Source organism: Arthrobacter sp. NPDC093139 (assembly GCF_044754165.1).
Lineage (GTDB): Bacteria > Actinomycetota > Actinomycetes > Actinomycetales > Micrococcaceae > Arthrobacter.
In genome coordinates this window covers 321,510-344,901 of sequence record NZ_JBIVOO010000004.1, presented here as the reverse complement: position 1 = coordinate 344,901, position 23,392 = coordinate 321,510, and the positions used below count along the sequence as shown (strand labels likewise).

The window sequence follows — 23,392 nt, the reverse complement described above, 5'->3', positions numbered from 1 at the left end:
CGCCGGGCCAGGGCAGCAGAGGCGCGCCCCGCCGGGTGTTGCGCAGGCTACGAAGCAACGCAGGGCCGGCGGTGTAGGGCGGGGGCGGTGGCCCGCTCATTCCCCGTGAACCAGAGCGGGCCACCTACCGGAGCCGTAGATCTTCGAGACCCGTTACGGCAACGGTAGACGGATGATACAGCCGCATGCTTGGGAAATGCGGAGCGGGTCTCAGTGCGGAGCCGCCAGCGGCAAGGGCACCCTTTCCACGACGTGCGGCGCAAGCAGCACGTGCTGCTCGGGGGCGCTGCCCTCTCCGCGGCGGTCCGCCAGTTCGAATGTCAGCAGGCGCACGATGTGCCGGGCAGCGTCCTCCACCGGCTGGGCCACGCTGGAGAGACCCAACGCCGCGGCCACGGGGGTGTCATCAAACCCCACCACTGCAGCCCGGAGTCCGGGGCCGGCGGGCCGCCCCGGCAGGAACTGTTCCGGGCGGAGCTCGCGAAGGATTTCCGCGGCCCCGATCGCCAGCGAATCGCTCGCGCAGACAATCGCCGTCGCGCCTCTCTCGATGAGTTCCCGGCCGCCGGAAATGCCTCCGGTGACAGTGTCGGTGGCTGACGTGCAGAGCCCGGAACCATCCTCGCTGAAGCCTAAAGCCCCCATAGCCCGCTCCCACCCGGACTGGCGGTCATCTCCCACCGATCCGCCGTCCTTCCAGCCCAGGAACGCGATGCGGGTATGGCCCTGCCCGGCGAGTATGCTGACGGCTTCCCCAGTGCCGGCCGCGCCGTCAATGTCCACCCACGGATGCTGCGCCGAAGCGTCCTCCCAAGGCCGCCCAAAGACGGCGAACGGCGTGCCGTTGTCCTGCAGCCATTTCGTACGGACATCGTCGCGGCTGCTGGAAGTGAGGATGAAGCCATCGATTCCCGCGACATGGAGCAGTTCCCCGTACTGTAGGACTTCGTCCTCGTGCGAGTCAGCGCAGAAGAGAGTCAGCCGGTACCCGGCGCCCTGGGCAGACTCGGTGAGGGCATGCAGAAAGCGGTCGAGGATGGAGCCGTTAATACCGTCCGTCACCGGCATCAGCCTCATGCCGAGATTCATGGACCGCCGGGTTCGCAACTGCCGGGCCGCTGCGCTGGGCCGGTAGCCGGCGGCTTCGATGGCCGCCCGGACGCGATCCAGTGTGGCCGGCTTCACCCGTTGGGGGGCATTGAGCACGTTGGAGATGGTCTGCCTCGACACGCCCAGCTCAGCGGCAAGGCTTGCGAGGGTGGGCCGGGCCACGAATGCTCCTCAGTGCGGGAAGGATCTGCCGGGGCTTTTCCTTCTGACGGTTGTTGTGAGACGATCTTAACGCCAGAAATTTGATCGATCAAATTTTTGCTGGATGTGCTCCGTTGATTTCGCAGCACCATTTCCGCAGCACCATTTCCGCAGCACCATTTCCGCAGCACTCTTCCGGTCTCCGCCCAACCTAAATTCGAGGAGTTTTCCGTGGCCTCTGAGCAGCCGTACCTGCATAACCTTTCCGGCGTCTTCAGCGCCCCGATCCAGGCATGGGCAGACGCCCATGGGCAGATCCGCGGGGCGGGTGCCCAAGGAATCTACTGCGGTGATGACCGCGTGCTGAACGGGGCTGTGCTGACCGTGGACGGCCGCGAGCCAGAGTGGGTATCAACGCAGCTGCGCTCGTCTAAGGAGACTGACTACATCTACTTCGTCCGTGCTGACGCTGACGTGGCTGATCCGCTGCTCTCGCTGGTGCGGACCCGCACTGCTGAATCGGGCAGGATCCGGCCGGGCCAGGACAGCGAATCCCTAAGCGGATGCACCGGCCGCGTGGCAGAGACCCTGACGATTGAGTCGGCGTTCCGCGAGCCCGTCACCCTCAACGTCCGCCTGACCCTGGCTGCCGACAACACCACCATGGAGCAGATCAAGCAGGGAGAACGCTCCCACCGGCCGGTTGTGCCTGCTGCCTGCACATGGGCCTGGCGTGATGCCGATACCGAGCTGCACCTCACCACGGGGTCCAGCGGCGGGACGGGGCCTGGCTCCGTCGGCTTTAAGGGAACCACGGTCACCATCGACTGGGAGGTGGAGGTACAGCCAGGAGCCGCCGTCGTCCTTGGGTGGGCCGTGGACCTGACTGACGCCGATTCGCCGATGCTCGCCGGCAACGGCTCGCCCATCGAGGCCCCGATGTGCGCGGATCCGCGCCTCAGGAACCTCCTGCAGCGTTCAACCAGCGATCTCAACAGCCTGCGGCTCGCCCATTCCTCGCACCCGGATGACACCTTCCTCGCAGCCGGTGCGCCGTGGTTTTTCACCATGTTCGGCCGGGATTCCATCATTGCCGCCCGCATGCTGCTGCCGATCAACACGGCCATCGCCCGCGGCACCCTGCGGGCGCTGGCCGGACGGCAGGGAACAGAAACGGACCACACCGCGGCGGTGCAGCCCGGAAAAATCCTGCACGAAGTCCGGCGGACAGTCCTGACGATGGCCGAGAGCGGCCAGGCCCTGAGGCTGCCGCCGGTCTATTACGGCACCATCGACGCCACGCCGCTCTGGATCTGCCTCCTTCATGATGCCTGGAAGGCCGGAATGCCCGACGCCGAGGTTGAAGAGCTGCTTCCCAACCTCCGGGACGCCCTCGAATGGCTTCGGGATCACGGCGACCTGGACGGGGACGGCTTCCTGGAATACCTCGACACCTCCGGGCATGGGCTCGTCAACCAGGGCTGGAAGGATTCCGGTGACGCAATCCGGTGGCACGACGGCTCACTGGCAACGGGTCCCATCGCGTTGGCCGAAGTCCAGGCTTATGCCTTTGAGGCAGCTACGGTCGGGGCTGAGCTCCTGGATGCGTTCGGCCGCCCCGGCGCCCAGGAATGGCGGGACTACGCGGCAGGAATGGCGGAGAGGTTCCGTTCGCAGTTCTGGTGTGAGGATGAGCTGGGCCCCTACCCCGCGCTGGCGCTCGACGCGGACAAGAAAGCGGTCGACGGCGTCACGTCCAATATGGGGCACCTGCTGGGTACGGGGATCCTCAATGAGGACGAGCAGGAGATCGTGGTCAGGCGCATCATGGATCCGACCATGTTCTCGGGTTACGGCGTGCGCACGCTGTCCACCACCAACGGCGGCTACTGGCCCACCCGCTACCACGCCGGAGCCGTGTGGAGCCACGACACCGCGCTGATTATCAGCGGCATGCTGGCCGATGGCTTCCACGATGAGGCCGCAGAGCTGGCGTCGGGGCTGCTGAAGGTGGCGGAGGCCAACGACTGGCGGCTTCCTGAGCTGTTCGGCGGCCACGGCTCGGACACCATGCGTGTTCCTGTGCCGTTCCCGGCCAGCTGCCGCCCGCAGGCGTGGGCCTCCGCGAGCTCCGTCGTGATCGCCGCCGCCCTTGGTTCAGGGGCCGACGGTCCACGGCCGGATGGTTCAGGGCTGGCCGGGACGGCTGGCGCCCGCGGCGGGCTGTCGGTGTCGGCGCGCTGAGTGAGCGCTGACGCAGTCCGGCGCCGCCTCAGCAGCCGCTGGTTTGTTCTTCCTGCAGTTGCTCGTCCGATTCGACCCGGCGCAGCACTGCAAGCCTGTCCGCAATCCCGGCGAGGGCGGCGGCGTCCGGCGACGCCGGCACAGCGGGCCGTGACGCGGCGTCCCAATCCAGATGGCTCCGGCTGATGAGAACGAGCATGATGTCCCGGTCGCAGAGAATGTCCATCACGTCGAGGAACCGGTGCCACGCCGCCGCGGCACTGGCGGCGGTACGGGCGGCGGTGTTCCCTGCGGGCTCCACGTCCGGGGGCGGGACGCCGTCGACCACCCAGGCAGGGAACATGCCCGCCAGTGTCAAGTAGTCGGCCTGCCCCAGCGGACCGCCGCACAGTGCGTCGAACCCCACCCAGAGGAGGTCGGGATCGGCGCTCTTCACGGTCAGGGTGTGTGACGGCAGTTCCAGGACCCGCTGCTGGGAGGGCGCCGGTCGAAAGAGGCCATAGGCGCCCAGCTGCCGGTCGGTGCCCGGCGTGATGATGAGGCCGCGCTCGAACCTTGACATGACCCTACAGCCAGCCCTTGCGTTTGAAGATGACGTACATCAGGACCGCCGTGCCCGCCATCAGCCCGATGGACATGGGATACCCGAAGGACCAGTGCAGCTCGGGCATGTGGTCGAAGTTCATCCCGTACACACCTGCCACGAAGGACGGGGCGAAGAAGATGGCGGCCCAGGAGGAGATTTTCTTGACCTGTTCGTTTTGTTGCGCGCTGGCCTCATTCTGCCGGTTGGCGGTCAGCGTGCCGTCCAGGGTGAGCGCGTTTTGCAGGAGGTCGCGGAAGGAGTTTGCCCGGGATATGACCCGCTCCACATGGTCCTCCACGTCCCGCAGGCTGTGCTGCAGGTCGGTGTCCACCACGTACTTTTCGAAGCCGCGCTTCAGCTGCTGCATCATTCCCGGCAGGGGATGGATGGCACGCTGGAACTGGATGACCTCGCGGGCCAGTTCATAGATGCGGCGGGACACGGTGGAATCGCCGGAGAACAGCTGGTCCTCGATCTCGTCGATGTCGTTTTCCAGCCCGGCAACCACCGGCGCGTAGTCATCCACCACCTTGTCCAGCAGGGCGTAGAGCACGGCCTCGGGACCGTGGCGAAGCAGGTCGGGCCGCGACTCCAGACGTCGCCGGACCTGCCCCACCCCGGACATCTCGGCGTGCCGCACTGTCACCACGAAGTTCCTGCCCGTGAAGATGTGCAGTTCTCCGAACTCCACGGTCTCGGTGTCGTCAAGGTAGCGCGCAGGCCTCAGCACCGTGAAGAGGTTGTCGCCGTAGCGCTCCAGCTTGGGCCGCTGGTGGGCTGAAATGGCGTCCTCGACGGCGAGTTCATGCAGCCCGAATTCCGCAGCCACGGCAGCCATTTCGGGTTCGGTCGGCCGGTAGAGCCCAATCCAGGCCATGCCCCCGTGCTCGGCCAGCGTCTCGAAGGTCTGCTCGAGGTTTCCTGGTTCGGCGCTGCGGATCCCGTCAACGTAGACGGCGTTGTCGATGATGGTCACGGTGTGCGGTTCCCTCCGTGGCCGTTCAGGACATCGCGCCGATGATGACGCCGGCTACGGTCATGGCGAGCACGTCGTGGCCGGAATCGATCAGGGTCACGGCTGTCCCGCGTCCGGCGAAGCCGTTGTGGATGACATGGCCTCCGGCGCGGAAAACCACAGCCAGGACCAGGGCAAACAATCCGCCGGCCAGCGCGTTGTCGATGCCCAGCCTGGCAATCAGCGCTCCGAGCAGGATGGCCGTCAGCGCGGCGTAGACCATCATGGGCAACCAGATCCCGGCACCGCCCTCCGCGTTCTTCAGGTCTTCTTCCGTTTTGCCGATAGCCTCCATCCAGCGCGTGCCCAGCACCGCCGGAAGGTACCAGACGAAGCCGATGGCCATGCTGGCGATGAAGGCAAGCAGCACGGCGAGCCAGTTGAGCTGGGAGATGTACGAGAGCCAATCCATCTTTGAATCCTATTCCCCACGGGCAGGTGCCTGGACTGACGCGCCCTGCACCAGCCGGCTGATGAGCGGCTCCGTCCGGTACGGGATGTGGGTGTGGAGCGCAAGCACGGTTTCAGTCCGGATGACTCCCTTGATCCTGAGGATGGAGCGGAGGGCGGCCTGCAGGTTATGCGTATCGGTGGCCACCACCCGGCACCAGACGTCGCCCCGCCCGGAAATCTCGTGCACCTCCAGGACCTGGGGGAGAAGGCGCAAGGCGCCCACGACGCCGTCGAGCTCGCGGTGGGTCACTTCGATCGTCACGAAAGCGACGACGTCGTACCCCACGGACTCCAGGTCGATTTCCCGGCCGCCGTCGCGGAGGACGCCGGAACGCAGCATCCGGCGCATGCGCGATTGGGCCGTGTTCCTGGCGATCCTCAGTTTCTCGCTCAGTTCGCCGATCTGGATCCGCGGATCACGGACCAGTTCCAGCAGGATGCGGAGGTCGGTGGGGTCCAGGCTGTTCAAATGATCACTCCGGTTCACTTCTGGCATCGAGGATTGACTGTTTTGATCATTTTTCCACGAAAACAGAAGCTCCTTGGTCACCCCTGACCCATTCTGGAGGTATCAATCTTCATCTGCAGTCGAAGCTCCCACAAGGAGCGGGACTGCCGGGCAGGCAAGGGTACGGGCATGACCGTCTTCAGCGAACTTCGGATGCGGCCGGCGACGGCCGGCAGTCGGGGTTGGGACGCTTCCAACACCGCGCGGCTGGCAATGGCGGGCGTGGTGATCTTCACGCTCCTGGTGGGGGCCAATCTCGCGACGCCCCTGTACCCGTTGCTGCAGGCGGAGCTGGGCCTCACATCCCTTGACGTGTCGCTGGCGTTCTCGGCCTATGTCCTGGCGCTCATGTCCACACTCGTGGTGGCAGGCCACTGGTCGGATCACATTGGGCGTCGCGCGGCGCTGCTCCTGGCCGTGCTGGCGGGCCTCGCGGGCGGTTTCGTCTTCGCCCACGCGGAGAGCCTTGCCGTGCTGTCGGCTGGGCGCGCGCTGCAGGGGATCGCGGTGGCCCTGGCTACCGGCGCCAGCTCGGCCGCCCTCCGGGAACTGCTTCCCGAGCGGCCGGAATGGGCCTCGCGCTTCACCCTGCTGGCGTCCGCCGGCGGGGTGGCGGCCGGCCCGGCCATCGGCGGAGTGCTCTCGCTGCTGCCCCACCCCACGTCCACTCCCTCCGTGATCCACTCCGTGGTCCTTGCGGCACTTCTGGTGCCGCTGTACCTGCTCCGCGCCCGGCCGGCCATCCAGCCGGCCCAGGGGCCGCGGCCGCTCAGGGCACTGGCGCCCCGGCGGCCCTCGGTCTCGCACGCCGCACGGGGCGCCTTCTGGCTGGCGGCCGCCGTCGGGTTCCTGAGCTTCACCGTCTTTGGATTCTGCCTGTCCCTGGCTCCCGGCTACTTCGCACCGATCGTAGGCGTCGATTCCAGGCCGCTCATCGGTGTCCTCGCCGGCCTTACTCTTGCCGCCTCTGCCCTGAGCCAGCTCATTGGTGTCCGCAGCCGGTTTGCCGTTCCCGCCGGGCTGGCGCTGCTGGGCATCTCCGTGACCCTCATCGCCGCGGCCGCAGCCTGGGCCACCCTCTGGCTGCTGGTCGCTGCCAGCCTGGCCGCCGGCGTCGGCCAGGGCATCGCATTCCGCACCGCCTTTAACGATGTGGCCGGCAAGGTGGAAGCCTCCCGCCACGCGCAGATCATCAGCACGGTCTACGTGATCACGTACCTGGGGAGCGCCGTCCCGGTGATCGGACTGGGATTAGCGGCAGCGGTGTACGGACTTGAGGCGACGGCCACCGGATTCCTCGTGCTTTGTGGCATCGCCGCCGGCACGCTCGCGGCGGTGGCGCTGCGCCGGTCCCGGCGGTCCGCCTGAGCGGACCGCCGCCCCGCCTTGAGCGGCAGCGGCCGTCAGTCCTGCTCGTGCAATGGCCCGTGGTTGCCCGGCATGTGCTCGAACACCAACGTGGTTTCGGTGTGGCCCACCACCGGGTCCGTCGCCAGGTTGTCGAGCACCCAATCCCGGAGGTCTTCGGTGGTGGCCACTGCGATGTGCAGCAGGTAGTCCACTGAGCCGGAGGTATGGAAAGTGGACAGCACCGCAGGCAGCTTGGGAACGCGGGAAGTGAAACGGTCGATCTGCTCGCGGTCGTGGGCGCGGAGCCGCACGGCAATGAGCGCCTGCACGGAGCGTCCGATGGCCGAGAGGCTCAGTTTGGCCTCGAAACCCTGAATGATGCCGCGCTCGGACAGTGCGCGGGTCCGCATCAGTGCCGTGGAGGGGGCGATGCCAACGAGTTCTGCAAGCTGCTTGTTGGAGATCCGGGCGTCCTCGACGAGCGCCGCCAGCAGCCGCTCGTCGATGGCATCCAGCGGCTCGGCATGTGCCGACATGGGCCGAATATTCTTCGCGTTGGTGCTCACGGATCCTCCTAAGGGTGTTCTCCATTCATCATAGACGGGGCTTTCCGTCCATAACATTCATATGACCTGTCGATCTCCGAATATTTGCCAGATACTTGCGGCGTTCAATGGCGAATAATTCACAAGGAGCATCATGCTTTCTCGAGACTCGATGGCAGTCCATGCCGGCCGCGACGGGCTCACCGGCCAAGGCGTCCATGCACTCCCGGTCGACCTTTCAACGACGGCACCGCTGCCCTCGGTGGAGGACGGCGGCCTCGCCTACGAGCAGATGGCCACCGGCGGCCCCCGCCTGGAGGGGCAAAGCACCGTTTACCAGCGGCTCTGGAACCCCACCGTGGCGCGGTTCGAAGCCGGCGTTGCCGTGCTGGAAGGGGCGCCGGAAGCCGTGGCCTTCGCGACCGGAATGGCGGCCCTGAGCGCCGTGCTCCTTGCAGCAGTGGGCGGAGGCAAGAAGCACATCGTGGCGGTCCGGCCCCTCTATGGCGGCAGCGACCATGTGCTCGCGTCGGGTGTGCTGGGAACCGAGGTGACTTTCACGGCGCCGGATGGCGTCCACGCCGCGCTCCGGCCGGACACAGGACTGGTCGTCGTGGAAACCCCCGCCAACCCCAGCCTGGACCTCGTGGATATCGCCCTTCTCGTGGCGGCCGCGGATGGCGTTCCCGTCCTTGTGGACAACACTTTTGCCACCCCGGTGCTGCAGCGGCCGCTGGACCACGGAGCGGCCCTCGTGCTGCACAGCGCGACCAAGTTCATGGGCGGCCACGGTGACGCGATGGGCGGGGTGGTGGCGGCGTCGCCGGAGTGGGCCGTCCGCCTGCGGCAGGTTCGGGCCATCACCGGCGGTATCCTCACGCCATGGCCGGCCTATCTCCTCCACCGCGGACTTGCCACCCTTCCCGTCCGGGTCCGGGCCCAGCAGTCCACGGCCCACAAGGTGGCCTCCGGACTGGCCGGACATGAACTGGTGCGCATGGTCCGCTACCCGGGCCTCCCGGAATGTGACCCGCACGGGCTGGTCGGCACGCAGATGGCGGGGCCGGGTTCCCTGATCGCTTTTGAACTGCGCAGCGCAGAACACGCTGAGCGCGTCCCGGCCGCCGTCCGGATGATCACGCATGCGGTGTCCCTCGGCGGAGTGGACACCCTGATCCAGCACCCTGCCGGCCTTACCCACCGCCCGGTGGCTGCTGAGGCGAAGCCGCATGCCAGCCTGCTCAGGGTTTCAGTAGGACTGGAAGACGCCACGGACATTCTTGGAGACCTCGTCCAGGCCACCGAGGGGACTCTCTAACCTCGACGGGGAACCTCCGCCCCGGCTGGGATGCACGACGGCGGCGATCACCGCCGTCGTGCATCCCAGCACGATCACGGTGACGGCGAGCGCCGTCCAGCCCAGCGACTGGAACACCAGGCCGCCGGCCCAGCCGATCACACTGGATCCCAGGTAGTAGGCGAGGTTGTACAGCGACGCGGCCTGTGCCCTCCCCGCGGAAGCGATGGTGCCAGTCCAGCCTGCCCCGATGCTGTGCGCGGCGAAGAACCCGCCCGTAAACACCAGCAGCCCCACCAGGATCAGCGGCAGCAGGTGGGTGAGCGTGAGGGCGAGGCCGGCCGTCATCAGCAGGATGCCCGCCAGCAGCACGGTCCGCCGGCCAAACCGCTGGGTCAGGCCGCCTGCCCATCTGGAGGTCACCGTCCCGGACAGATAGGCCAGGAAGATCATGCTGATCAGAGTTGCCGGCATGCTGAACGGTGCGCCGGAGAGCCGGAAGCCGAGGTAGTTGTAAACGGCAACGAAGCCGCCCATGAGGAGGAAGGCCTGGATGTAGAGGGCCAGAAGGCGAGTATTACGGACATGCCCGCCCAGTGTCCGGAGTGCGCCGCGAAGGCCGTTCGCCGGGGAGGGTTTGAACCCCCTGGCCTTCGGAACCAGCACCAGGAACAACACGGCCGCAAGTGTGGCGAGAACGGAGACGGCGAGGGCGGCGGCACGCCAGCCCCAGAGTTCGCCCACCGGCCCGGCGACCAGCCGTCCGGCCAGTCCACCAAGGGTGGTCCCGGCCACGTAACTGCCGGCGGCCATTGCGGCATGGGCCTTGTTGATTTCCTCGTTCAGGTAGGCAATGGCGATGGCGGGGATGCCGCCCAGTGCCATGCCTTCGAGCATCCTGAGTCCCAGCAGCAAAGGAAACGAGGTGGCGAGCGGAACCAGCAGCCCCAGCACCGTGGCGGCCGAGATGCCCCAGGTCATGGCCCTGACCCGCCCGATCCTGTCGGCCAGGAACGACCACGGGATGACGGTGACGGCGAGTCCCACCGTTGCCAGCGAAATGGTCAGCGCGGCCTCAGCTGCCGTGACCTTGAGTTCAGAGGACATCAGGGGCAGCACAGCCTGGGTGGAGTAGAGCTGAGCAAAAGTCGCCACGCCGGCGAAAGCCAGACCCGCGAGGATCTTGCCGTAGGCGCCCGATCCCTTCGCATGGCCCTCCCATCCCGTCTCCTCAGGAGGTGCGGAGCCGGGAAGGCCGGGGCTTGGCTGGCTGCGGGAGCCGGGAACGGCGGGTGTTGGCATGCTTTCAGCGTAGGACTGCCGTAATTTAGTATCCAATGCATGATTCAGCAGTGAATCATGCAAGGATGGATGGAACGCATCCCTTTCTGCGGCAGCAGGGAATGGCGGGGAATCAATGGACATCGAGCATGGGCAGCTCGTTCAGCTGCTGCCCATCCTGCCGCTGCTCGCTGAGCTGGGGCGCACACAGCACATCACGGAAACTGCCGAACTCCTGGGTGTTCCGCAGTCGACGGTGAGCCGGGCGCTGGCCCGCGCCAGTGCCGTGGTGGGCACGGAACTGCTCATCCGCGAGGGCCGGGGCGTCCGCCTCTCGCCGGCGGCCAGGGCGCTTCTGCCTTACATCGAGTCCGCGCTCGCGGAGTTCCGCGCCGGCCTTGACCTGGTGCGCCACGAATCCGAGGTGGTCCGCGGCCGGATCGCCGTGGCCTTCCAGCACACGTTTGGCGAGGCCACGCTGCCGCTGCTGATCAGCGCCTTCCGGCACCGGTACCCGCAGACCGAGTTCCAGCTCAGCCAGGGAGCGAGGGATACCTGTCTTGCGGAGTTGGCGTCCGGCGCGGCCGACCTTGCACTGACTGCTCCCGTGGCGGCGGCCAGCCGGACCATCGGATCGGCCGCCCTCTACCGGGAACCACTGCGGCTCGTGGTGCATCACGCACACCGGATTGCAGGACGCCGCTCCGCCGCCCTGCGGGACATCAAAGGGGAGCCTTTCGTTGCGCTGGGGCCAGGGTATGGGCTCCGGTCCCTCACCGATGCACTCTTCCGGGAGGCCGGGTTCCGGCCCCGGATCGCCTTTGAGAGCCAGGACTCCCATACCGTCCGTGGCCTTGTTTCGGCGGGCCTGGGAGTGAGCATCCTGCCGCCCGGCGCCAGCCCACTGCCGGCCGGCGCCAGCCCCCAGTCGCCCGGTGCCGCGCGCAGCGGGGATCTGGGGTGGGTGGAGGTGCCGCTGGAGTCGGCACTGGCCTATCGGGAGATCGGCCTGGCATGGCGTGAGCGCAGCGGCCCGGAACCGGAGCCGGTGCGCCATTTCCGGGAACTCGTGCTGGGGGAAGGACCTGCGCTGCTGGCCGGCCTGGTCCGTGCGCGCTCCGGGAGCTGACGGGACGGCTCAGCCCCCGGCGAGGAGGCCGCCCATCACCTCGGCGACGGGTCCGGTGCGGGCCGACCTCCATCCCGTCCCCGCCCACAGGTTGAGGCGGTCGGCGTCCCCTGCGGCGGCGGCAGCGGCGCGGATGGGCGCGGTGAGGTGGTGGATGGCCGGGTAGCCTTGCGGTGCGTCGTCATGGTCCCGCACGAACTCATTGACCAGGGCACGGGCGTACCGTCCGGTGAAGGCCCGGGTCGGCCGCGTCTCCGTGAACCGGTCTGAGCCCAGGGCATCCTTGTGCAGCTGCCGGGCGCCGCTTTCCTCTGTCCGCAGCAGGGCAGTCCCCACCTGTGCCGCCTCGGCTCCTGCAGCGAGCACCGACTGCACTTCGGCTGCGTCGGACAACGCACCGGCCGCTATCAGCGGAAGGCCGACGGCGGCGCGCACCTCCCGCACCAGATCTGCCGTCGTGGAGGGGGCACTGGACCGGTCACCGGGCCGGCCGGCGGCTGGCGATTCCGCGGACAGGAACGCTCCGCTGTGTGCACCCGCGCTGCCGTGCTGGACGACGAGGGCGTCCACGCCGCGTTCCGCGGCGAATCCTGCCTCCGCGCTGTTCGTGACCGTGGCCAGCACCATTGATCCCGCCCGGCGGAGCTTTCCCACCACGTCCGCCCCTGGCAGGCCGAAGGTGAAACTGACCAGCTCCACCGGATCGAGCAGGAGTTCCTCGATCTTGCCCTGCCACGCATCATCGTCATCCACGGTCAGCGGCGGAACATCGACGCCATAGCGCGACGCGTCCCTGAGCAGACTCTGGCGATACCGTTCCAGGCCGGCCAGGGCCTCGGCGGATGGCTGCAGCTGCCGCATATCCGGCACAAAGACGTTCATGCCGAACCTGATGCCGGCCGCTTTGGCGGCCTGCACTTCATCCCTCATCGCGCCGACGGTCTTATAGCCGGCGGCGAGAAAGCCGAGGCCGCCCGAGTGGTGAACAGCCTCAACGAAGCGGGTGGTCGACGTTCCTCCGGCCATGGGCGCTGCGATGACCCGGGTGCCAAACAGACCTGCGGACATTGCTCGCTCCTTAGATGCACTTCAGTAGTCTGGTGGGGTGACTGACTCTGACAACCTATCCGATGCCCCGGGTGTTCCTGCCGGCAAGGCTGCCCCTTCGCCTCAAACGGACGCCGTCCTTCCCCCGGAGGGCGCCCGCCCGGCCCGTGCTGTTCCTGCTGCAGGTACCGTGATCGGCCTGGACATCGGCGGCACCAAGACGCGGGGCGTCCGTTTCGAGAACGGCCGGCCCGTGGCCGACGAAACCGTCGGCAGTTCCAACGTCCAGAACGTCACCCGCGACGAAGCGGCGGCGCATCTGGCGGATCTGTTCGCAAAAATCGGCCAGGGTCCCGTGGCCCACGTCTATGCCGGCGCCGGAGGGATTGATACAGAGGAGGACGCCGCCGCGCTGGCGGCGCTCATCAGGCCCCACGCACCCGGCGCAGCGGTCACCGTGGTCCATGATTCCCGCTTGCTGCTGGCGGCCGGCGGCGCGGCCAGCGGCGTGGCTGTCATCGCGGGCACCGGATCGGCTGCCTGGGGCCGGAACGGGCAGGGGGAAGAAGCCCGGGCCGGCGGCTGGGGCTACCTTCTGGGCGATGAAGGCAGCGGCTACTGGCTGGGGCGGGAAGCCGTCCGCCACAGCCTCCGCCGCATGAACCAGGGGCTGGAGCCCGACGACCTCACCCGTGCCCTGCTGGCCTCCTGCAACATTGACGACCCCAACAAGCTGATCGCCCTGTTCCATTCCCCGACCACGGGACGGCGCTACTGGGCCCAGCAGGCCAGGCTTGTCGTGGAGGCGGCAGACGCCGGCCACCGGGTTAGTCAGGAGCTCCTCGACCAGGCGGGCAAGGACCTGGCCGGTATGGCCGCGCAGGTTCTGCGCCAGCTAGGGCTGGAGGGCCCGGTCATCCTGGGCAGCGGCCTGGGCATGAACGTTGTCCGCCTGCAGGACTCCTTCAGGAACCACCTCGGCGCGGCCGGCGTCACAGACGTGCGGGTCCTTGACCGGGAGCCCGTGTTTGGGGTCCTGCAGCTCGTGGGCGAACAGCACTAGACGGGCAACCCGTGCCAGGCGGCACGCGGCGGCATTGAGCTCCTGTGCCCGGGCTAGGCTGGATTCATGAGCGTTCTCTTCGACACCCGCCCCGCGGCATACGCCGTGATCCTCCGCAACGACGCCATTCTGCTGGCGTACTGGAAACAAGACGGCAAGGAGGGGTGGACGCTTCCCGGGGGCGGCCTGGACCTCGCCGAACATCCGGTGGACGGATGCGTCCGGGAGATCTTCGAGGAAACGGGCTACCACGCCGAGATCGGTGCCATGCTGGGGATCGACGTCGGCCACTGGCCCTCAGGATCACGGCTGGACGGCATCGATCGGGATTTCCAGGCGCTCCGGCTCGTGTACGAGGCAAGGATCACCGGCGGGGAACTCACCCACGAGGTGGACGGCACCACCACCCACGCTGCCTGGATCCCGCTGGATGAAGTTGGCTCCCTGAACCGCGTCTCACTGGTGGATGCGGCGCTGCGGCTGTTCAGGGAGCGGCCCGTCAACGGCAAGCTCGACTGAGCCTTTTGCCCCGGAATTTCCTAGCCAATCCCCGGATTTTCCTAGCCGAGCCCGGAATTTCCTAGCCAAGCAAAGACCCGCTGGCTATCCTGTTGGGAGCGACCGGATAGGGCATCCGGCATGAGACGCAGCGGGGAGGTGGACCTGATGATTGCAGCTTTCCTGCGCCCGGAGCGCATAAGCAAAGACTCCTTCATTAATCCTGCCCCGCGATTCGGCACCGCCTAATCCTCAGCCGCCACCCCGATACGTGCTCGTACGGGACGGCCAGCGTGGTGCCAAGGGGCCCCACCCAAAGGTCCACAGTGAACAATCCTTCCGGCCCTGCAATGGCCGAAAACAACGCAACGGCTGAAAACAACCAGTCCAGCCACAAGCCCGGCGCCGCACCCCTGCCGGGACCAGCCGAGTACGGTTTCTCGGCCTCCACGGCCGCGCATTTCGCGGCCCACCCGGTAACCGGCGGGCAAATGCCTGGCCGGGTCGTCCGGGTTGACCGTAACCGCCTTCTCGTCGCCACGGCGGACGGCCTTGTGCACGTGCCGTATCCGGCCTCGCCGCCCGTGCCTGCCAGCGGCGACTGGGTCTGGCTCGGGCACAACGCCGCCGGTGAGCCGGCCGTCGTCGCCGTGCTTCCGCGCACGTCCGAGCTGAGCCGCAAACGGGCGTTCGACGCGTCCTCCGAGGCGCAGGTTCTGGGCGCCAACATCGACGTGGTGGGCGTGGTGGTTCCGGTCGACCGGCCGCTGACCCACAACCGGCTGGAACGGACCCTCGTTGCGGCCTGGGATTCAGGTGCCACGCCGCTGGTGATCATCACGAAAGCCGACCTGGCCAACCTCGCGGATGACGTCGTCGGGAAGGTCATCCTGCAGGCGGCCGGAGTCGACGTGGTGACCACATCAGCAGAGCAGGGGGACGGCCTGGACGAGTTGCTCGCCCACGTGCCCAGTGGAGGGACCCTCGTGCTGCTGGGGCCCTCCGGCGCCGGCAAGTCCACGCTCATCAACGCACTCGCCGGCAGGGAGGTCCAATCCACGGGAGAGGTCCGGGCAGCTGACGGCAGGGGACGGCACACCACTACGTCCCGGGAGCTGGTGTCACTGCCGGGCGGCGCGGTGCTCATGGACACACCCGGAGTGCGTGGCTTTGGGCTGTTCGACGCCGACGAGGGCATGGGCGACATGTTCGGCGATCTTGAGGAGCTGTTCCGGCAGTGCCGGTTCTCCGACTGCGCCCACGACCGCGAACCGGGCTGTGCCGTCCAGGCTGCGCTAACCGACGAAACCCTGGACACCAGGCGGTGGGCCAGCTATCTCAAGCTGCAGCGTGAACTTGCCGCCCTGAATCGGCGTCACGACGCTGCGGCCCGGCGGGCCTACCAGCGCGAGTGGCATCAGAAAGTGGCGGTAGCGGGCAGGACCCAGCGCGCGGCGGAAAGGTACAGAAACGGCTAGCCCGGCGGTTTTCGGTCGGAGACCCATCCGGCGGGCAGTTGTCTCCGAATGGTTACGGTATGGGCGTCTGCGGTTACTTTCCCGCAGGCACTGGTTACGCTTTGTCAAAGTGCGCTTTACACCCAAAATTCAGCGTGCTTATGATCAGCTCGCTTGTCCGATGTTGCTGACAACAGTTAGGTAAGCCCGGGAATGGCCGAAGCCATGATTGAGTTCGATAGCGTCACCAAGCAGTATCAGGGTGGACAGCCGGCGGTGGACAACCTGAGCATGACCATCGACAAAGGCTCCATCACGGTGTTCGTCGGACCGTCGGGCTGCGGAAAGACCACGTCCCTGCGCATGATCAACAGGATGGTTGAGCCCACCAGGGGTACCATCACTGTGGACGGCAAGGATGTCACGTCGGTGCCGGCGGCGGAGCTTCGGCGGTCCATGGGGTATGTCATGCAGTCCTCCGGCCTCATGCCGCACCGCTCGGTGCTGGACAACATCGCCACGGTGCCGCGCCTGAACGGCGTCTCCAAGGCGGACGCACGGAGGCGCGCCGAAGAACTGCTCGACGTCGTCGGGCTGGCTGCCGCACTTGGGAAGCGCTACCCGTCCCAGCTCTCCGGAGGGCAGCAGCAGCGAGTGGGCGTGGCCCGTGCCCTGGCCGCCGATCCGCCGGTGCTGCTCATGGATGAACCCTTCAGCGCAGTGGATCCCGTGGTCCGCGACGAGCTCCAGCGGGAACTGCTGCGGCTGCAGCGCGATCTGGCCAAGACGATTGTCTTTGTCACGCATGACATCGACGAGGCCACTGTGCTGGGGGACAAGGTGGCGGTCTTCGCCGTCGGCGGCAAGCTCGCCCAGTACGCCACACCGGAGGAAATCCTCCGTGCGCCGGCCAGTGAGTTCGTGGCGTCCTTCGTGGGCCGCGACCGCGGGTTCCGGCACCTTGGATTTACGGCGGCCGACGGCGTGACGATCCGGCCGGTGGCGACTGTCACCCGGGGCGAAAACGCCGACGCCGGGATGACGGGAAACGCCGGCGGCTGGCGCCTCGTCGTGGACGCGGAGTCCCGTCCCCTGGGCTGGGAAGGCCCCGGTTCCGGTTCCGAACTCATCCCGGGAGGCTCGCTGTTCCGGCCCGGGGATACGCTGCGCCGGGCGCTGGATTCCGCCCTGTCTTCGCCGTCGGGCCTGGGCGTGGCGGTGGACAGCGAGGGCAGGGTCGCGGGCGTGATCGAGGCGGCGGAAGTGCTCGCTGTCATCGAATCCGCCCGCCGGGTCCGCCAGGATGCCCTCTGATGGACTGGTTCCTGGCGAACAGCGGCATGGTCTTCGAGCGGGCGGGCCAGCATCTGATCCTTGCCCTGGTGCCCATGGTTTTGGGGCTGCTGATATCCATTCCGCTGGCCCAGGTCTCGCGGCGCCACCCTGTGCTCAGGTCCCTTGTAACCACCCTGACGTCGCTGCTGTACACGATCCCGTCGCTGGCACTCTTCATCATCCTGCCGCCCCTGCTGGGCACGAGGATCCTGGACCCGCTGAATGTCATCGTTGCCTTGACGATCTACGCCGTGGCGTTGCTGGTGCGGGCTGCTATGGACGCCTTCGATTCGGTCGATGAGGACCTGCGGCAGGCGGCCGTGGCCATGGGCTACAAACCCGCGGCACGCTTCCTGTCCATTGATCTGCCCCTCTCCCTTCCAGTGCTGTTCGCCGGCCTGCGCGTCGTGTCCGTGAGCAACATCTCGCTGGTGAGCGTTGCCGCATTGCTGGGCGTGGGAAACCTGGGCATCCTCTTCACGGACGGGCTGCAGCGGACCTTCGTCACGGAGGTAGTGGTGGGGATCGTTGCGATTCTCCTGCTGGCACTCCTGATGGATGCCGTCTTGGTCCTCCTGGAGCGGCTGCTCACGCCGTGGACCCGGGTATCGGCTGCGCCCTCCCGCGCGGAGCCTGTGACGGGGGCGGAGTACATTGCCGAGACGCAGATCCATGCGGGGGCCCGGCCATGAGTATCTTCACCGAAACCTTTGCCTGGCTCGCCGATCCAAGTCACTGGACGGGGACCTCAGGCATCGCCAACAGGCTGCTCGAGCACCTGCAGTACAGCGGCCTCGTCCTGGCAATCGCCGCGGCGATCGCCGTGCCCGTCGGGCTCTATATCGGCCACACCGGGCGGGGGAGGGTCGCGGCAGTGGCCGTGGCAGGAGCGCTGCGGGCCCTGCCCACGCTGGGCCTGCTGGTGCTCTTCGCGCTCATCGCGGGCAGCGGCCTCATGCCGCCGGTGTGGGCGCTGGTGATCCTCACGGTCCCGCCGCTGCTGGCAGGCACGTACGCCGGGATCTCCAGCGTCGACCCGGCAGTTGTGGATGCCGCGCGCGCCATGGGCATGAAGGAACTGCAGATCCTCTTCCGGGTGGAGCTGCCCAATGGTCTCCAAGTGATGTTCGGGGGCATCCGGACGGCCGTGCTGCAGGTGATCGCCACCGTATCCGTCGTGGCGTATCTGCCGCTCGGAGGACTCGGACGGTACCTCTTCGACGGCCTGGTCCTCCAGGACTTCCCCCGTATGCTGGCCGGTTCGCTGCTGATCGCCGGCCTGGCGATCGCCGTCGACCTCGTGCTTGCAGCGGCGCAGAGGCTGCTGGTTTCCCCCGGACTGGCCACCGGTCCCAAGGGCGGCCGCAAGGCCGCCACCACACGCTCGGCTGCCGCACCCGCGACCGCCGCTGTTCAAGGAGGTACCCCATGAAGCACCCCATCCGCACGACCGTCACCCGCCGCGGCCTGGGCGGCCTTGCCGCAGGTGTTGGCATGGCCCTGGCGCTCTCGGCCTGCGGCGGCGGCGATCCGCTGACGTCACCGACCACCACCGCAGGCGGTGCGACGGGTGGCGGCTCCCTGGTTGTCGGTTCCGCCGACTTCCCGGAAAGCCAGGTCATTGCCGAAATCTACGCCGGGGCACTGAACGCGGCCGGCATCACAACCACCACCAAGCCCAACATCGGCTCCCGCGAGATCTACTTCAAAGCCGTGCAGGACGGCTCCGTGGACGTCGTGCCGGACTACTCAGGAAACTTGCTCTCGCATGTGGACCCCGAGGCGCCGGAAGTCGCCGCGGAGGACGTTTACAAGGCCCTGCCGGAGAAGCTGCCGGAAGGCCTCGGAGTGCTGGAGGCGGCCAAGGCCGAGTCCAAGGATGCCATGGTGGTGACCAAGGCAACGGCCGAGAAGCACCAGCTCAAATCCATCGAGGACCTGGCCAAGGTCTGCAAGGACTTCACGATGGCCGCACCGGCCACGTTCGAAACGCGCGCCTACGGGTTCCCAGGGCTCAAGAAGAACTACAACTGCGAACTCAAGGCGCTCAAACCGTTCAACGACGGCGGCGGCAACCTGACCCTGCAGGCACTCCTGACGGATGAAGTCCAGGTGGCCGACATCTACACCACAACCCCTTCGATCGCCGACAACGACCTCGTGGTCCTGGAAGACCCCAAGAACAACTTCAAGGCCCAGCAGGTGCTGCCCCTGTACAACAGCGCCAAGATGACGGACAAGGCCAAGGAGGCCCTGAACGGGGTGTCCCGGATCCTGACGACCGAAGACCTCATCAACCTCAACCGTGCAGTCAGCGGCAGCCAGAAGCAGAATGCCAAAGATGCGGCCGCGGCCTGGCTCAAGGACAAGGGCATCGTCAAGTAGGGCAAGCCACCGACTCTCAAAAACTGAACCACGACGGCGGCTGCCGGACTTCCCTGCGAAGCCGGCAGCCGCCGTCACGTGTGAGCCACGTCTCCCCGGAAGCACATCCCGCATATGGCATATTTGATGGATGGCAGAATTCAAGCAGTCCACCAAGCTTCATAATGTCCTTTACGACATCCGTGGACCGATTCTTCAGGCCGCCCAGCAAATGGAGGCAGAGGGACACCGCATCCTCAAACTGAACATCGGAAACCCAGCCCCCTTCGGCTTTGAAGCGCCGGACGCGATCCTGGTGGACATGATCCGCCACCTGCCGCATGCCCAGGGCTACAGTGACTCCCGCGGCATCTTCTCGGCCCGCACGGCGGTTTCGCAGTACTACCAAACCCGCGGGATCCAGAACATCGACGTGGATGACATCTACCTGGGCAACGGCGTGAGTGAGCTCATCACCATGTCGCTCATGGCTCTGCTCGAAGAGGGCGATGAGATCCTGATCCCCACGCCCGACTACCCGCTGTGGACGGCTTCGGTGGCCCTCGCCGGCGGACGTCCGGTCCACTACCTTTGCGACGAGGAATCGGGCTGGCAGCCGGACCTGGAGGACCTGGAAGCCAAAATCACGCCGCGCACCAAAGGGATCGTGGTCATCAACCCGAACAACCCGACAGGTGCCGTCTACCCCGAAAGCACACTCCGGAAAATCGTGGCCCTGGCGGAGAAGCATGGGCTGGTGCTCTTCGCCGACGAGATCTACGAAAAGATCCTGTACGAGGACGCCGTCCACGTGAACATGGCCGGCCTCACCGGCGACGACGTCCTGTGCCTGACCTTCAGCGGACTGTCCAAGGCCTACCGCGTGTGCGGCTACCGGGCAGGGTGGATGGCCATCTCCGGCCCGAAGAAGGACGCCTCCGACTATCTCGAAGGCATTAATCTGCTCGCCAACATGAGGCTCTGCGCCAATGTGCCGGCGCAGCATGCCATCCAGACTGCGCTGGGCGGCTACCAGAGCATCAACGACCTCATCCTGCCTGGCGGGCGCCTGCTGGAGCAGCGGAACAAAGCGTACGACATGCTCAACGCCATCCCCGGCGTCAGCACCCAGCAGGCCAGGGGAGCCCTGTACCTGTTCCCCAAGCTGGATCCCGAGGTTTTCCACATCCGCGACGACGAGAAGTTCGTCCTGGACCTGCTCAAGGAACAAAAGATCCTCGTGTCCCATGGCCGGGCGTTCAACTGGGTGCGGCCTGACCACTTCAGGATGGTCACCCTGCCAAACGTGAAGGACATCGAAGAAGCAATTGGCCGTATGGGAGACTTCCTCGGCAGGTACCAGGGGAACTAGCCTGTTCCCACACACAACTGTGGAAAGAGGCCAACATGACCGGCGTCGTGGATTTCACGAAGTTCCCCTCCGGATCCCTGAGGGTCGGCAAGGGCTTCAAGCTGGCGGATGTTGACCCTAATACCACCCCGGGCTATCCCGGGAACAAGGCCGACGGCGAGACCCTCCTTAAGGACCTCGACCACAAGCTCGCGGAACTTCAGGAGAAGCTGTTTGCCGAATCGAAATTTGGCGGCACCAAGCGGGTCCTGCTGATCCTGCAGGGAATGGATACCGCCGGCAAGGGCGGAATCGTCAAGCACGTATTGGGCGCCATGGATCCGCAGGGCGTCCAGTTCAAGTCCTTCAAGGCACCGACACCTCAGGAGAAGGCCTACGACTTTCTCTGGCGCATCGAAAGGGAAGTCCCCGCCGCCGGCATGCTGGGCGTCTTTGACCGGTCTCACTACGAGGACGTCCTGATCCACCGGGTTCACCGCTGGGCTGACCCGAAGGAGCTTGAACGCCGCTACGCGGCCATCAACGAGTTCGAAGCCAGGCAGGTTGCCGTGGGCACGAAGGTCATCAAGGTCATGCTTCACATCAGCAACGAGGAGCAGAAGGAGCGCCTCCTGGCCCGGCTGAATAATCCCGCCAAGCACTGGAAGTACAACACCGGAGACCTGAAGCAACGCGCATTCTGGGAAGACTACATGGCTGCGTACCAGGCGGCATTCGATGCCGCCAACTCGGAGCATGCCCCGTGGTACGTCGTGCCTGCCAACAAGAAATGGTACGCGCGGATCGCCGTGCAGCAGTTGCTTCTGGAGGCGCTCGGAGAGCTTCAGCTCGAGTGGCCCAAAGCCGAGTTCGATGTGGACGCCGAACGCCGCCTCGTTGAAAGGTCCTAACGGACGGAACGGCCGCTATTTACTGCTGCTTCAGCTGACCTTGCGGGCGGCCGCCAGCCTCTTCCGTGCGCCCTCCAGCCATTCTTCGCAGCGACGGGCGAGGGCTTCGCCCCGCTCCCAGAGGGCGAGTGAATCTTCAAGGCTTGTCCCGCCGGCTTCGAGCCGGGATACCACGCCCACCAGCTGCTCCCGTGCTTCCTCGTAGCTCAGCGCCTCGATGTCTGCCGGCAGGGGTGCCTGCGCTGCAGTCTCGGGTGCGGCGTCGTTGGTCTGGTCCGTCATGTCAGTTTCACCTGTCGTGTTTGTTGAACTGGGCGGTTTCTCGGTCATGCATCAGGCGCCGGCGGGCTGGCGGGCGCCGGTCGATGTCGCACCGAACCGCCCGCCCGCTACCCGGACGGAAAGTTCCGTGGCGGGCGGAACCTGCGAGGGGTGGCGCACCACTGTCCCTGCTGCCGCCCCGCTGGCTTCGCCGAGCTGGACCACGGCGTAGCCGCGGTCCAGGGTTTGCTGCGGAGACAGCGCTCTGACCTGGGCCTGGAGGTGGGCGAGCTGGTCCGTTGCCCTGGTGACAGCCGCGCTGATCGCTGCAGTGGAGCGGCGGGAAAGCCGTTCCACATCCTCCTCCCGGGCAGTGACCATGCCTTCCGGTGAGGCGAGGGCCGGTCGGGAACGCAGGGCCGCGAGGCGGTCAGATTCCCTGGCGACAAGCTGGGAGACCGAGCGGTGCAGCTGGGCTTCGGCCTGCCGGACCCGGGCGAGCTCCTCCGAGACTTCCGGAACGATCCGCTTGGCGGCGTCCGTGGGCGTGGACGCGCGAAGGTCGGCGACGTCGTCCAGGATGGGCCGGTCCGCCTCGTGCCCGATGGCACTCACCACCGGGGTGACGGCGGCGGCGACGGCCCGGATCAGTTCCTCGTTGCTGAACGGCAGGAGGTCCTCCAGCGCACCCCCTCCGCGTGCAATGACGATGACGTCGACGTCGGAGCGGGAGTCGAGTTCCTTCAGCGCCCCGACAATTTGGCTCACCGCGGTGTTCCCCTGAACGGCCACCTCCCGGACTTCGAACTCGACGGCGGGCCACCGCAACGCTGCGTTGCGGAGGACGTCCTTCTTGGCGTCGGAGTCCCGGCCGGTGATGAGGCCGATGCGGTGGGGCAGCAGCGGCAGCCGTTTCTTCCGGGATTCGGCAAAGAGGCCTTCGGCGGCGAGCGCGTGGCGCAGCCTCTCGATCCGGGCGAGGAGGTCGCCCAGGCCCACCGGGCGGATGTCCTTGACGGACATGTTTAGCCGTCCGGTCTTCAGCCAGAATTCGGCCTTGAGCAGGGCAACCACGCGGCTGCCGCGCTCGAGCGGCGTCTCCTGGCGGTCCAGGATCTTCGACCAGACGGACGCCGGCAGTGAAATCTCCGCGTCGACGTCCCTGAGCGTCAGGAAGGCGCTGGTGCCACGCCGGTTCAGTTCAATGACCTGGCCTTCGACCCACGCCGCAGGGGCTCGTTCGATATGGGTCTTGAGTTTTTGGGACAGCAGCTGCAGCGGCCACGGATTGTCCGGGCTGGTGTCTGCGGCGGTGGGAGGCACCGTTGTGCGCCCGGCGGCCGGCACGATGGCATTTTCAGCCATGTGCAGCCCGGGTGGAGGCGTTGCCCTGTTGCATGAGTGGCTGTCCTTTGCCGTCGCGGTGGGTTAATCAACTCTATCCAT

The 23,392-nt window shown here is 66.8% G+C and carries 23 protein-coding genes; 13 read left to right on the top strand and 10 right to left on the bottom strand.

What is annotated here, in order from left to right:
- Window positions 1-210 precede the first annotated feature (210 nt).
- Window positions 211-1,272, bottom strand: coding sequence for a LacI family DNA-binding transcriptional regulator (locus ACIP90_RS09465; protein WP_400578848.1), 1,062 nt, complete (start codon window positions 1,270-1,272; stop codon window positions 211-213).
- 210 nt (window positions 1,273-1,482) lie between these two features.
- On the opposite strand from ACIP90_RS09465, the gene ACIP90_RS09460 reads away from it, so the two are divergent.
- Window positions 1,483-3,495: a glycogen debranching N-terminal domain-containing protein gene (locus ACIP90_RS09460; protein WP_400578847.1), complete on the top strand. Its 2,013-nt coding sequence runs from the start codon at window positions 1,483-1,485 to the stop codon at window positions 3,493-3,495.
- Between the two features lie 28 nt (window positions 3,496-3,523).
- Here the strand turns inward: ACIP90_RS09460 and zapE are convergent, their stop codons facing one another.
- The 4 genes from zapE to ACIP90_RS09440 are packed head-to-tail and all read right to left on the bottom strand — an operon-like array spanning window position 3,524 to window position 6,045.
- Complete coding sequence (gene zapE / locus ACIP90_RS09455; RefSeq protein WP_400578845.1) at window positions 3,524-4,057, bottom strand: AFG1/ZapE family ATPase; 534 nt, start codon at window positions 4,055-4,057, stop codon at window positions 3,524-3,526.
- 4 nt (window positions 4,058-4,061) lie between these two features.
- Window positions 4,062-5,057, bottom strand: coding sequence for a magnesium/cobalt transporter CorA (gene corA / locus ACIP90_RS09450; RefSeq protein WP_400578844.1), 996 nt, complete (start codon window positions 5,055-5,057; stop codon window positions 4,062-4,064).
- A gap of 25 nt (window positions 5,058-5,082) precedes the next feature.
- The gene (locus tag ACIP90_RS09445; RefSeq protein ID WP_400578842.1) at window positions 5,083-5,508 is read right to left on the bottom strand and encodes a DUF1761 domain-containing protein; all 426 of its coding nucleotides are present in this window, start codon (window positions 5,506-5,508) and stop codon (window positions 5,083-5,085) included.
- Between the two features lie 9 nt (window positions 5,509-5,517).
- Entirely contained in the window at window positions 5,518-6,045 is a 528-nt protein-coding gene (locus ACIP90_RS09440) for an Lrp/AsnC family transcriptional regulator (RefSeq protein ID WP_400578840.1), read from the bottom strand.
- 141 nt (window positions 6,046-6,186) lie between these two features.
- Between ACIP90_RS09440 and ACIP90_RS09435 the strand changes: the two genes are divergently transcribed.
- Window positions 6,187-7,425, top strand: a complete 1,239-nt coding sequence (locus ACIP90_RS09435; protein WP_400578838.1) for an MFS transporter — start codon at window positions 6,187-6,189, stop codon at window positions 7,423-7,425.
- A 35-nt stretch (window positions 7,426-7,460) separates the two neighbouring features.
- Here the strand turns inward: ACIP90_RS09435 and ACIP90_RS09430 are convergent, their stop codons facing one another.
- A complete protein-coding gene (locus ACIP90_RS09430; RefSeq protein WP_400578836.1) occupies window positions 7,461-7,973 on the bottom strand; it encodes an Lrp/AsnC family transcriptional regulator in 513 nt (170 codons plus the stop codon).
- Window positions 7,974-8,106: 133 nt separating this feature from the next.
- Here ACIP90_RS09430 and ACIP90_RS09425 point away from each other — a divergent pair, with 133 nt between their 5' ends.
- Window positions 8,107-9,270 carry a trans-sulfuration enzyme family protein gene (locus ACIP90_RS09425; protein WP_400578834.1) on the top strand — a complete coding sequence of 388 codons (1,164 nt, stop codon included), beginning with the start codon at window positions 8,107-8,109 and terminating at the stop codon, window positions 9,268-9,270.
- Here ACIP90_RS09425 and ACIP90_RS09420 read toward each other — a convergent pair.
- On the bottom strand, window positions 9,202-10,551 hold the full coding sequence (locus ACIP90_RS09420) for an MFS transporter (protein ID WP_400578832.1): 1,350 nt from the start codon (window positions 10,549-10,551) through the stop codon (window positions 9,202-9,204). The two genes, ACIP90_RS09425 and ACIP90_RS09420, sit on opposite strands and share 69 nt — an antisense overlap.
- Window positions 10,552-10,666: 115 nt before the next feature.
- Between ACIP90_RS09420 and ACIP90_RS09415 the strand changes: the two genes are divergently transcribed.
- Window positions 10,667-11,659 carry a LysR family transcriptional regulator gene (locus ACIP90_RS09415; protein WP_400578830.1) on the top strand — a complete coding sequence of 331 codons (993 nt, stop codon included), beginning with the start codon at window positions 10,667-10,669 and terminating at the stop codon, window positions 11,657-11,659.
- A 9-nt stretch (window positions 11,660-11,668) separates the two neighbouring features.
- Here ACIP90_RS09415 and ACIP90_RS09410 read toward each other — a convergent pair whose 3' ends face one another.
- Window positions 11,669-12,727, bottom strand: a complete 1,059-nt coding sequence (locus tag ACIP90_RS09410) for a nitronate monooxygenase (RefSeq protein WP_400578829.1) — start codon at window positions 12,725-12,727, stop codon at window positions 11,669-11,671.
- 37 nt (window positions 12,728-12,764) lie between these two features.
- Here ACIP90_RS09410 and ACIP90_RS09405 point away from each other — a divergent pair, with 37 nt between their 5' ends.
- The 9 genes from ACIP90_RS09405 (at window position 12,765) to ACIP90_RS09365 (ending at window position 21,685) form a co-directional block, all read left to right on the top strand.
- Window positions 12,765-13,769, top strand: a complete 1,005-nt coding sequence (locus ACIP90_RS09405) for an N-acetylglucosamine kinase (RefSeq protein WP_400578827.1) — start codon at window positions 12,765-12,767, stop codon at window positions 13,767-13,769.
- 66 nt (window positions 13,770-13,835) lie between these two features.
- A complete protein-coding gene (locus ACIP90_RS09400) occupies window positions 13,836-14,288 on the top strand; it encodes an NUDIX hydrolase (protein WP_400578826.1) in 453 nt (150 codons plus the stop codon).
- Window positions 14,289-14,617: 329 nt separating this feature from the next.
- The gene (gene rsgA / locus ACIP90_RS09395) at window positions 14,618-15,745 is read left to right on the top strand and encodes a ribosome small subunit-dependent GTPase A (protein ID WP_400578932.1); all 1,128 of its coding nucleotides are present in this window, start codon (window positions 14,618-14,620) and stop codon (window positions 15,743-15,745) included.
- A gap of 192 nt (window positions 15,746-15,937) precedes the next feature.
- Window positions 15,938-17,038, top strand: a complete 1,101-nt coding sequence (locus tag ACIP90_RS09390) for an ABC transporter ATP-binding protein (RefSeq protein ID WP_400578824.1) — start codon at window positions 15,938-15,940, stop codon at window positions 17,036-17,038.
- Window positions 17,038-17,751 carry an ABC transporter permease gene (locus ACIP90_RS09385; RefSeq protein ID WP_400578822.1) on the top strand — a complete coding sequence of 238 codons (714 nt, stop codon included), beginning with the start codon at window positions 17,038-17,040 and terminating at the stop codon, window positions 17,749-17,751. Before ACIP90_RS09390 ends, ACIP90_RS09385 begins: the two co-directional genes overlap by 1 nt.
- Window positions 17,748-18,491 carry an ABC transporter permease gene (locus ACIP90_RS09380; protein WP_400578821.1) on the top strand — a complete coding sequence of 248 codons (744 nt, stop codon included), beginning with the start codon at window positions 17,748-17,750 and terminating at the stop codon, window positions 18,489-18,491. Before ACIP90_RS09385 ends, ACIP90_RS09380 begins: the two co-directional genes overlap by 4 nt.
- Window positions 18,488-19,444, top strand: a complete 957-nt coding sequence (locus ACIP90_RS09375; protein ID WP_400578819.1) for an ABC transporter substrate-binding protein — start codon at window positions 18,488-18,490, stop codon at window positions 19,442-19,444. The genes ACIP90_RS09380 and ACIP90_RS09375 overlap by 4 nt, the downstream gene beginning before the upstream one ends.
- A gap of 130 nt (window positions 19,445-19,574) precedes the next feature.
- Window positions 19,575-20,795, top strand: a complete 1,221-nt coding sequence (locus tag ACIP90_RS09370) for a pyridoxal phosphate-dependent aminotransferase (protein WP_400578817.1) — start codon at window positions 19,575-19,577, stop codon at window positions 20,793-20,795.
- Between the two features lie 35 nt (window positions 20,796-20,830).
- Window positions 20,831-21,685, top strand: a complete 855-nt coding sequence (locus tag ACIP90_RS09365) for a PPK2 family polyphosphate kinase (protein WP_400578815.1) — start codon at window positions 20,831-20,833, stop codon at window positions 21,683-21,685.
- Window positions 21,686-21,715: 30 nt separating this feature from the next.
- Here ACIP90_RS09365 and ACIP90_RS09360 read toward each other — a convergent pair whose 3' ends face one another.
- Together ACIP90_RS09360 and xseA are read right to left on the bottom strand one after the other, a co-directional pair.
- Window positions 21,716-21,967, bottom strand: coding sequence for an exodeoxyribonuclease VII small subunit (locus ACIP90_RS09360; RefSeq protein ID WP_400578813.1), 252 nt, complete (start codon window positions 21,965-21,967; stop codon window positions 21,716-21,718).
- A gap of 51 nt (window positions 21,968-22,018) precedes the next feature.
- The gene (gene xseA, locus ACIP90_RS09355) at window positions 22,019-23,311 is read right to left on the bottom strand and encodes an exodeoxyribonuclease VII large subunit (RefSeq protein ID WP_400578811.1); all 1,293 of its coding nucleotides are present in this window, start codon (window positions 23,309-23,311) and stop codon (window positions 22,019-22,021) included.
- Window positions 23,312-23,392: the final 81 nt, after the last annotated feature.

Coding starts and splice junctions, on each gene's coding strand:
- zapE (WP_400578845.1), bottom strand. CDS start 4,057: ATGTCAAGGTTCGAGCGCGGCCTCATCATCACGCCGGGCACCGACCGG.
- ACIP90_RS09445 (WP_400578842.1), bottom strand. CDS start 5,508: ATGGATTGGCTCTCGTACATCTCCCAGCTCAACTGGCTCGCCGTGCTG.
- ACIP90_RS09440 (WP_400578840.1), bottom strand. CDS start 6,045: ATGCCAGAAGTGAACCGGAGTGATCATTTGAACAGCCTGGACCCCACC.
- ACIP90_RS09435 (WP_400578838.1), top strand. CDS start 6,187: ATGACCGTCTTCAGCGAACTTCGGATGCGGCCGGCGACGGCCGGCAGT.
- ACIP90_RS09425 (WP_400578834.1), top strand. CDS start 8,107: ATGCTTTCTCGAGACTCGATGGCAGTCCATGCCGGCCGCGACGGGCTC.
- ACIP90_RS09420 (WP_400578832.1), bottom strand. CDS start 10,551: ATGCCAACACCCGCCGTTCCCGGCTCCCGCAGCCAGCCAAGCCCCGGC.
- ACIP90_RS09415 (WP_400578830.1), top strand. CDS start 10,667: ATGGACATCGAGCATGGGCAGCTCGTTCAGCTGCTGCCCATCCTGCCG.
- ACIP90_RS09410 (WP_400578829.1), bottom strand. CDS start 12,727: ATGTCCGCAGGTCTGTTTGGCACCCGGGTCATCGCAGCGCCCATGGCC.
- ACIP90_RS09400 (WP_400578826.1), top strand. CDS start 13,836: ATGAGCGTTCTCTTCGACACCCGCCCCGCGGCATACGCCGTGATCCTC.
- rsgA (WP_400578932.1), top strand. CDS start 14,618: ATGGCCGAAAACAACGCAACGGCTGAAAACAACCAGTCCAGCCACAAG.
- ACIP90_RS09390 (WP_400578824.1), top strand. CDS start 15,938: ATGGCCGAAGCCATGATTGAGTTCGATAGCGTCACCAAGCAGTATCAG.
- ACIP90_RS09385 (WP_400578822.1), top strand. CDS start 17,038: ATGGACTGGTTCCTGGCGAACAGCGGCATGGTCTTCGAGCGGGCGGGC.
- ACIP90_RS09380 (WP_400578821.1), top strand. CDS start 17,748: ATGAGTATCTTCACCGAAACCTTTGCCTGGCTCGCCGATCCAAGTCAC.
- ACIP90_RS09375 (WP_400578819.1), top strand. CDS start 18,488: ATGAAGCACCCCATCCGCACGACCGTCACCCGCCGCGGCCTGGGCGGC.
- ACIP90_RS09370 (WP_400578817.1), top strand. CDS start 19,575: ATGGCAGAATTCAAGCAGTCCACCAAGCTTCATAATGTCCTTTACGAC.
- ACIP90_RS09365 (WP_400578815.1), top strand. CDS start 20,831: ATGACCGGCGTCGTGGATTTCACGAAGTTCCCCTCCGGATCCCTGAGG.
- ACIP90_RS09360 (WP_400578813.1), bottom strand. CDS start 21,967: ATGACGGACCAGACCAACGACGCCGCACCCGAGACTGCAGCGCAGGCA.
- xseA (WP_400578811.1), bottom strand. CDS start 23,311: ATGGCTGAAAATGCCATCGTGCCGGCCGCCGGGCGCACAACGGTGCCT.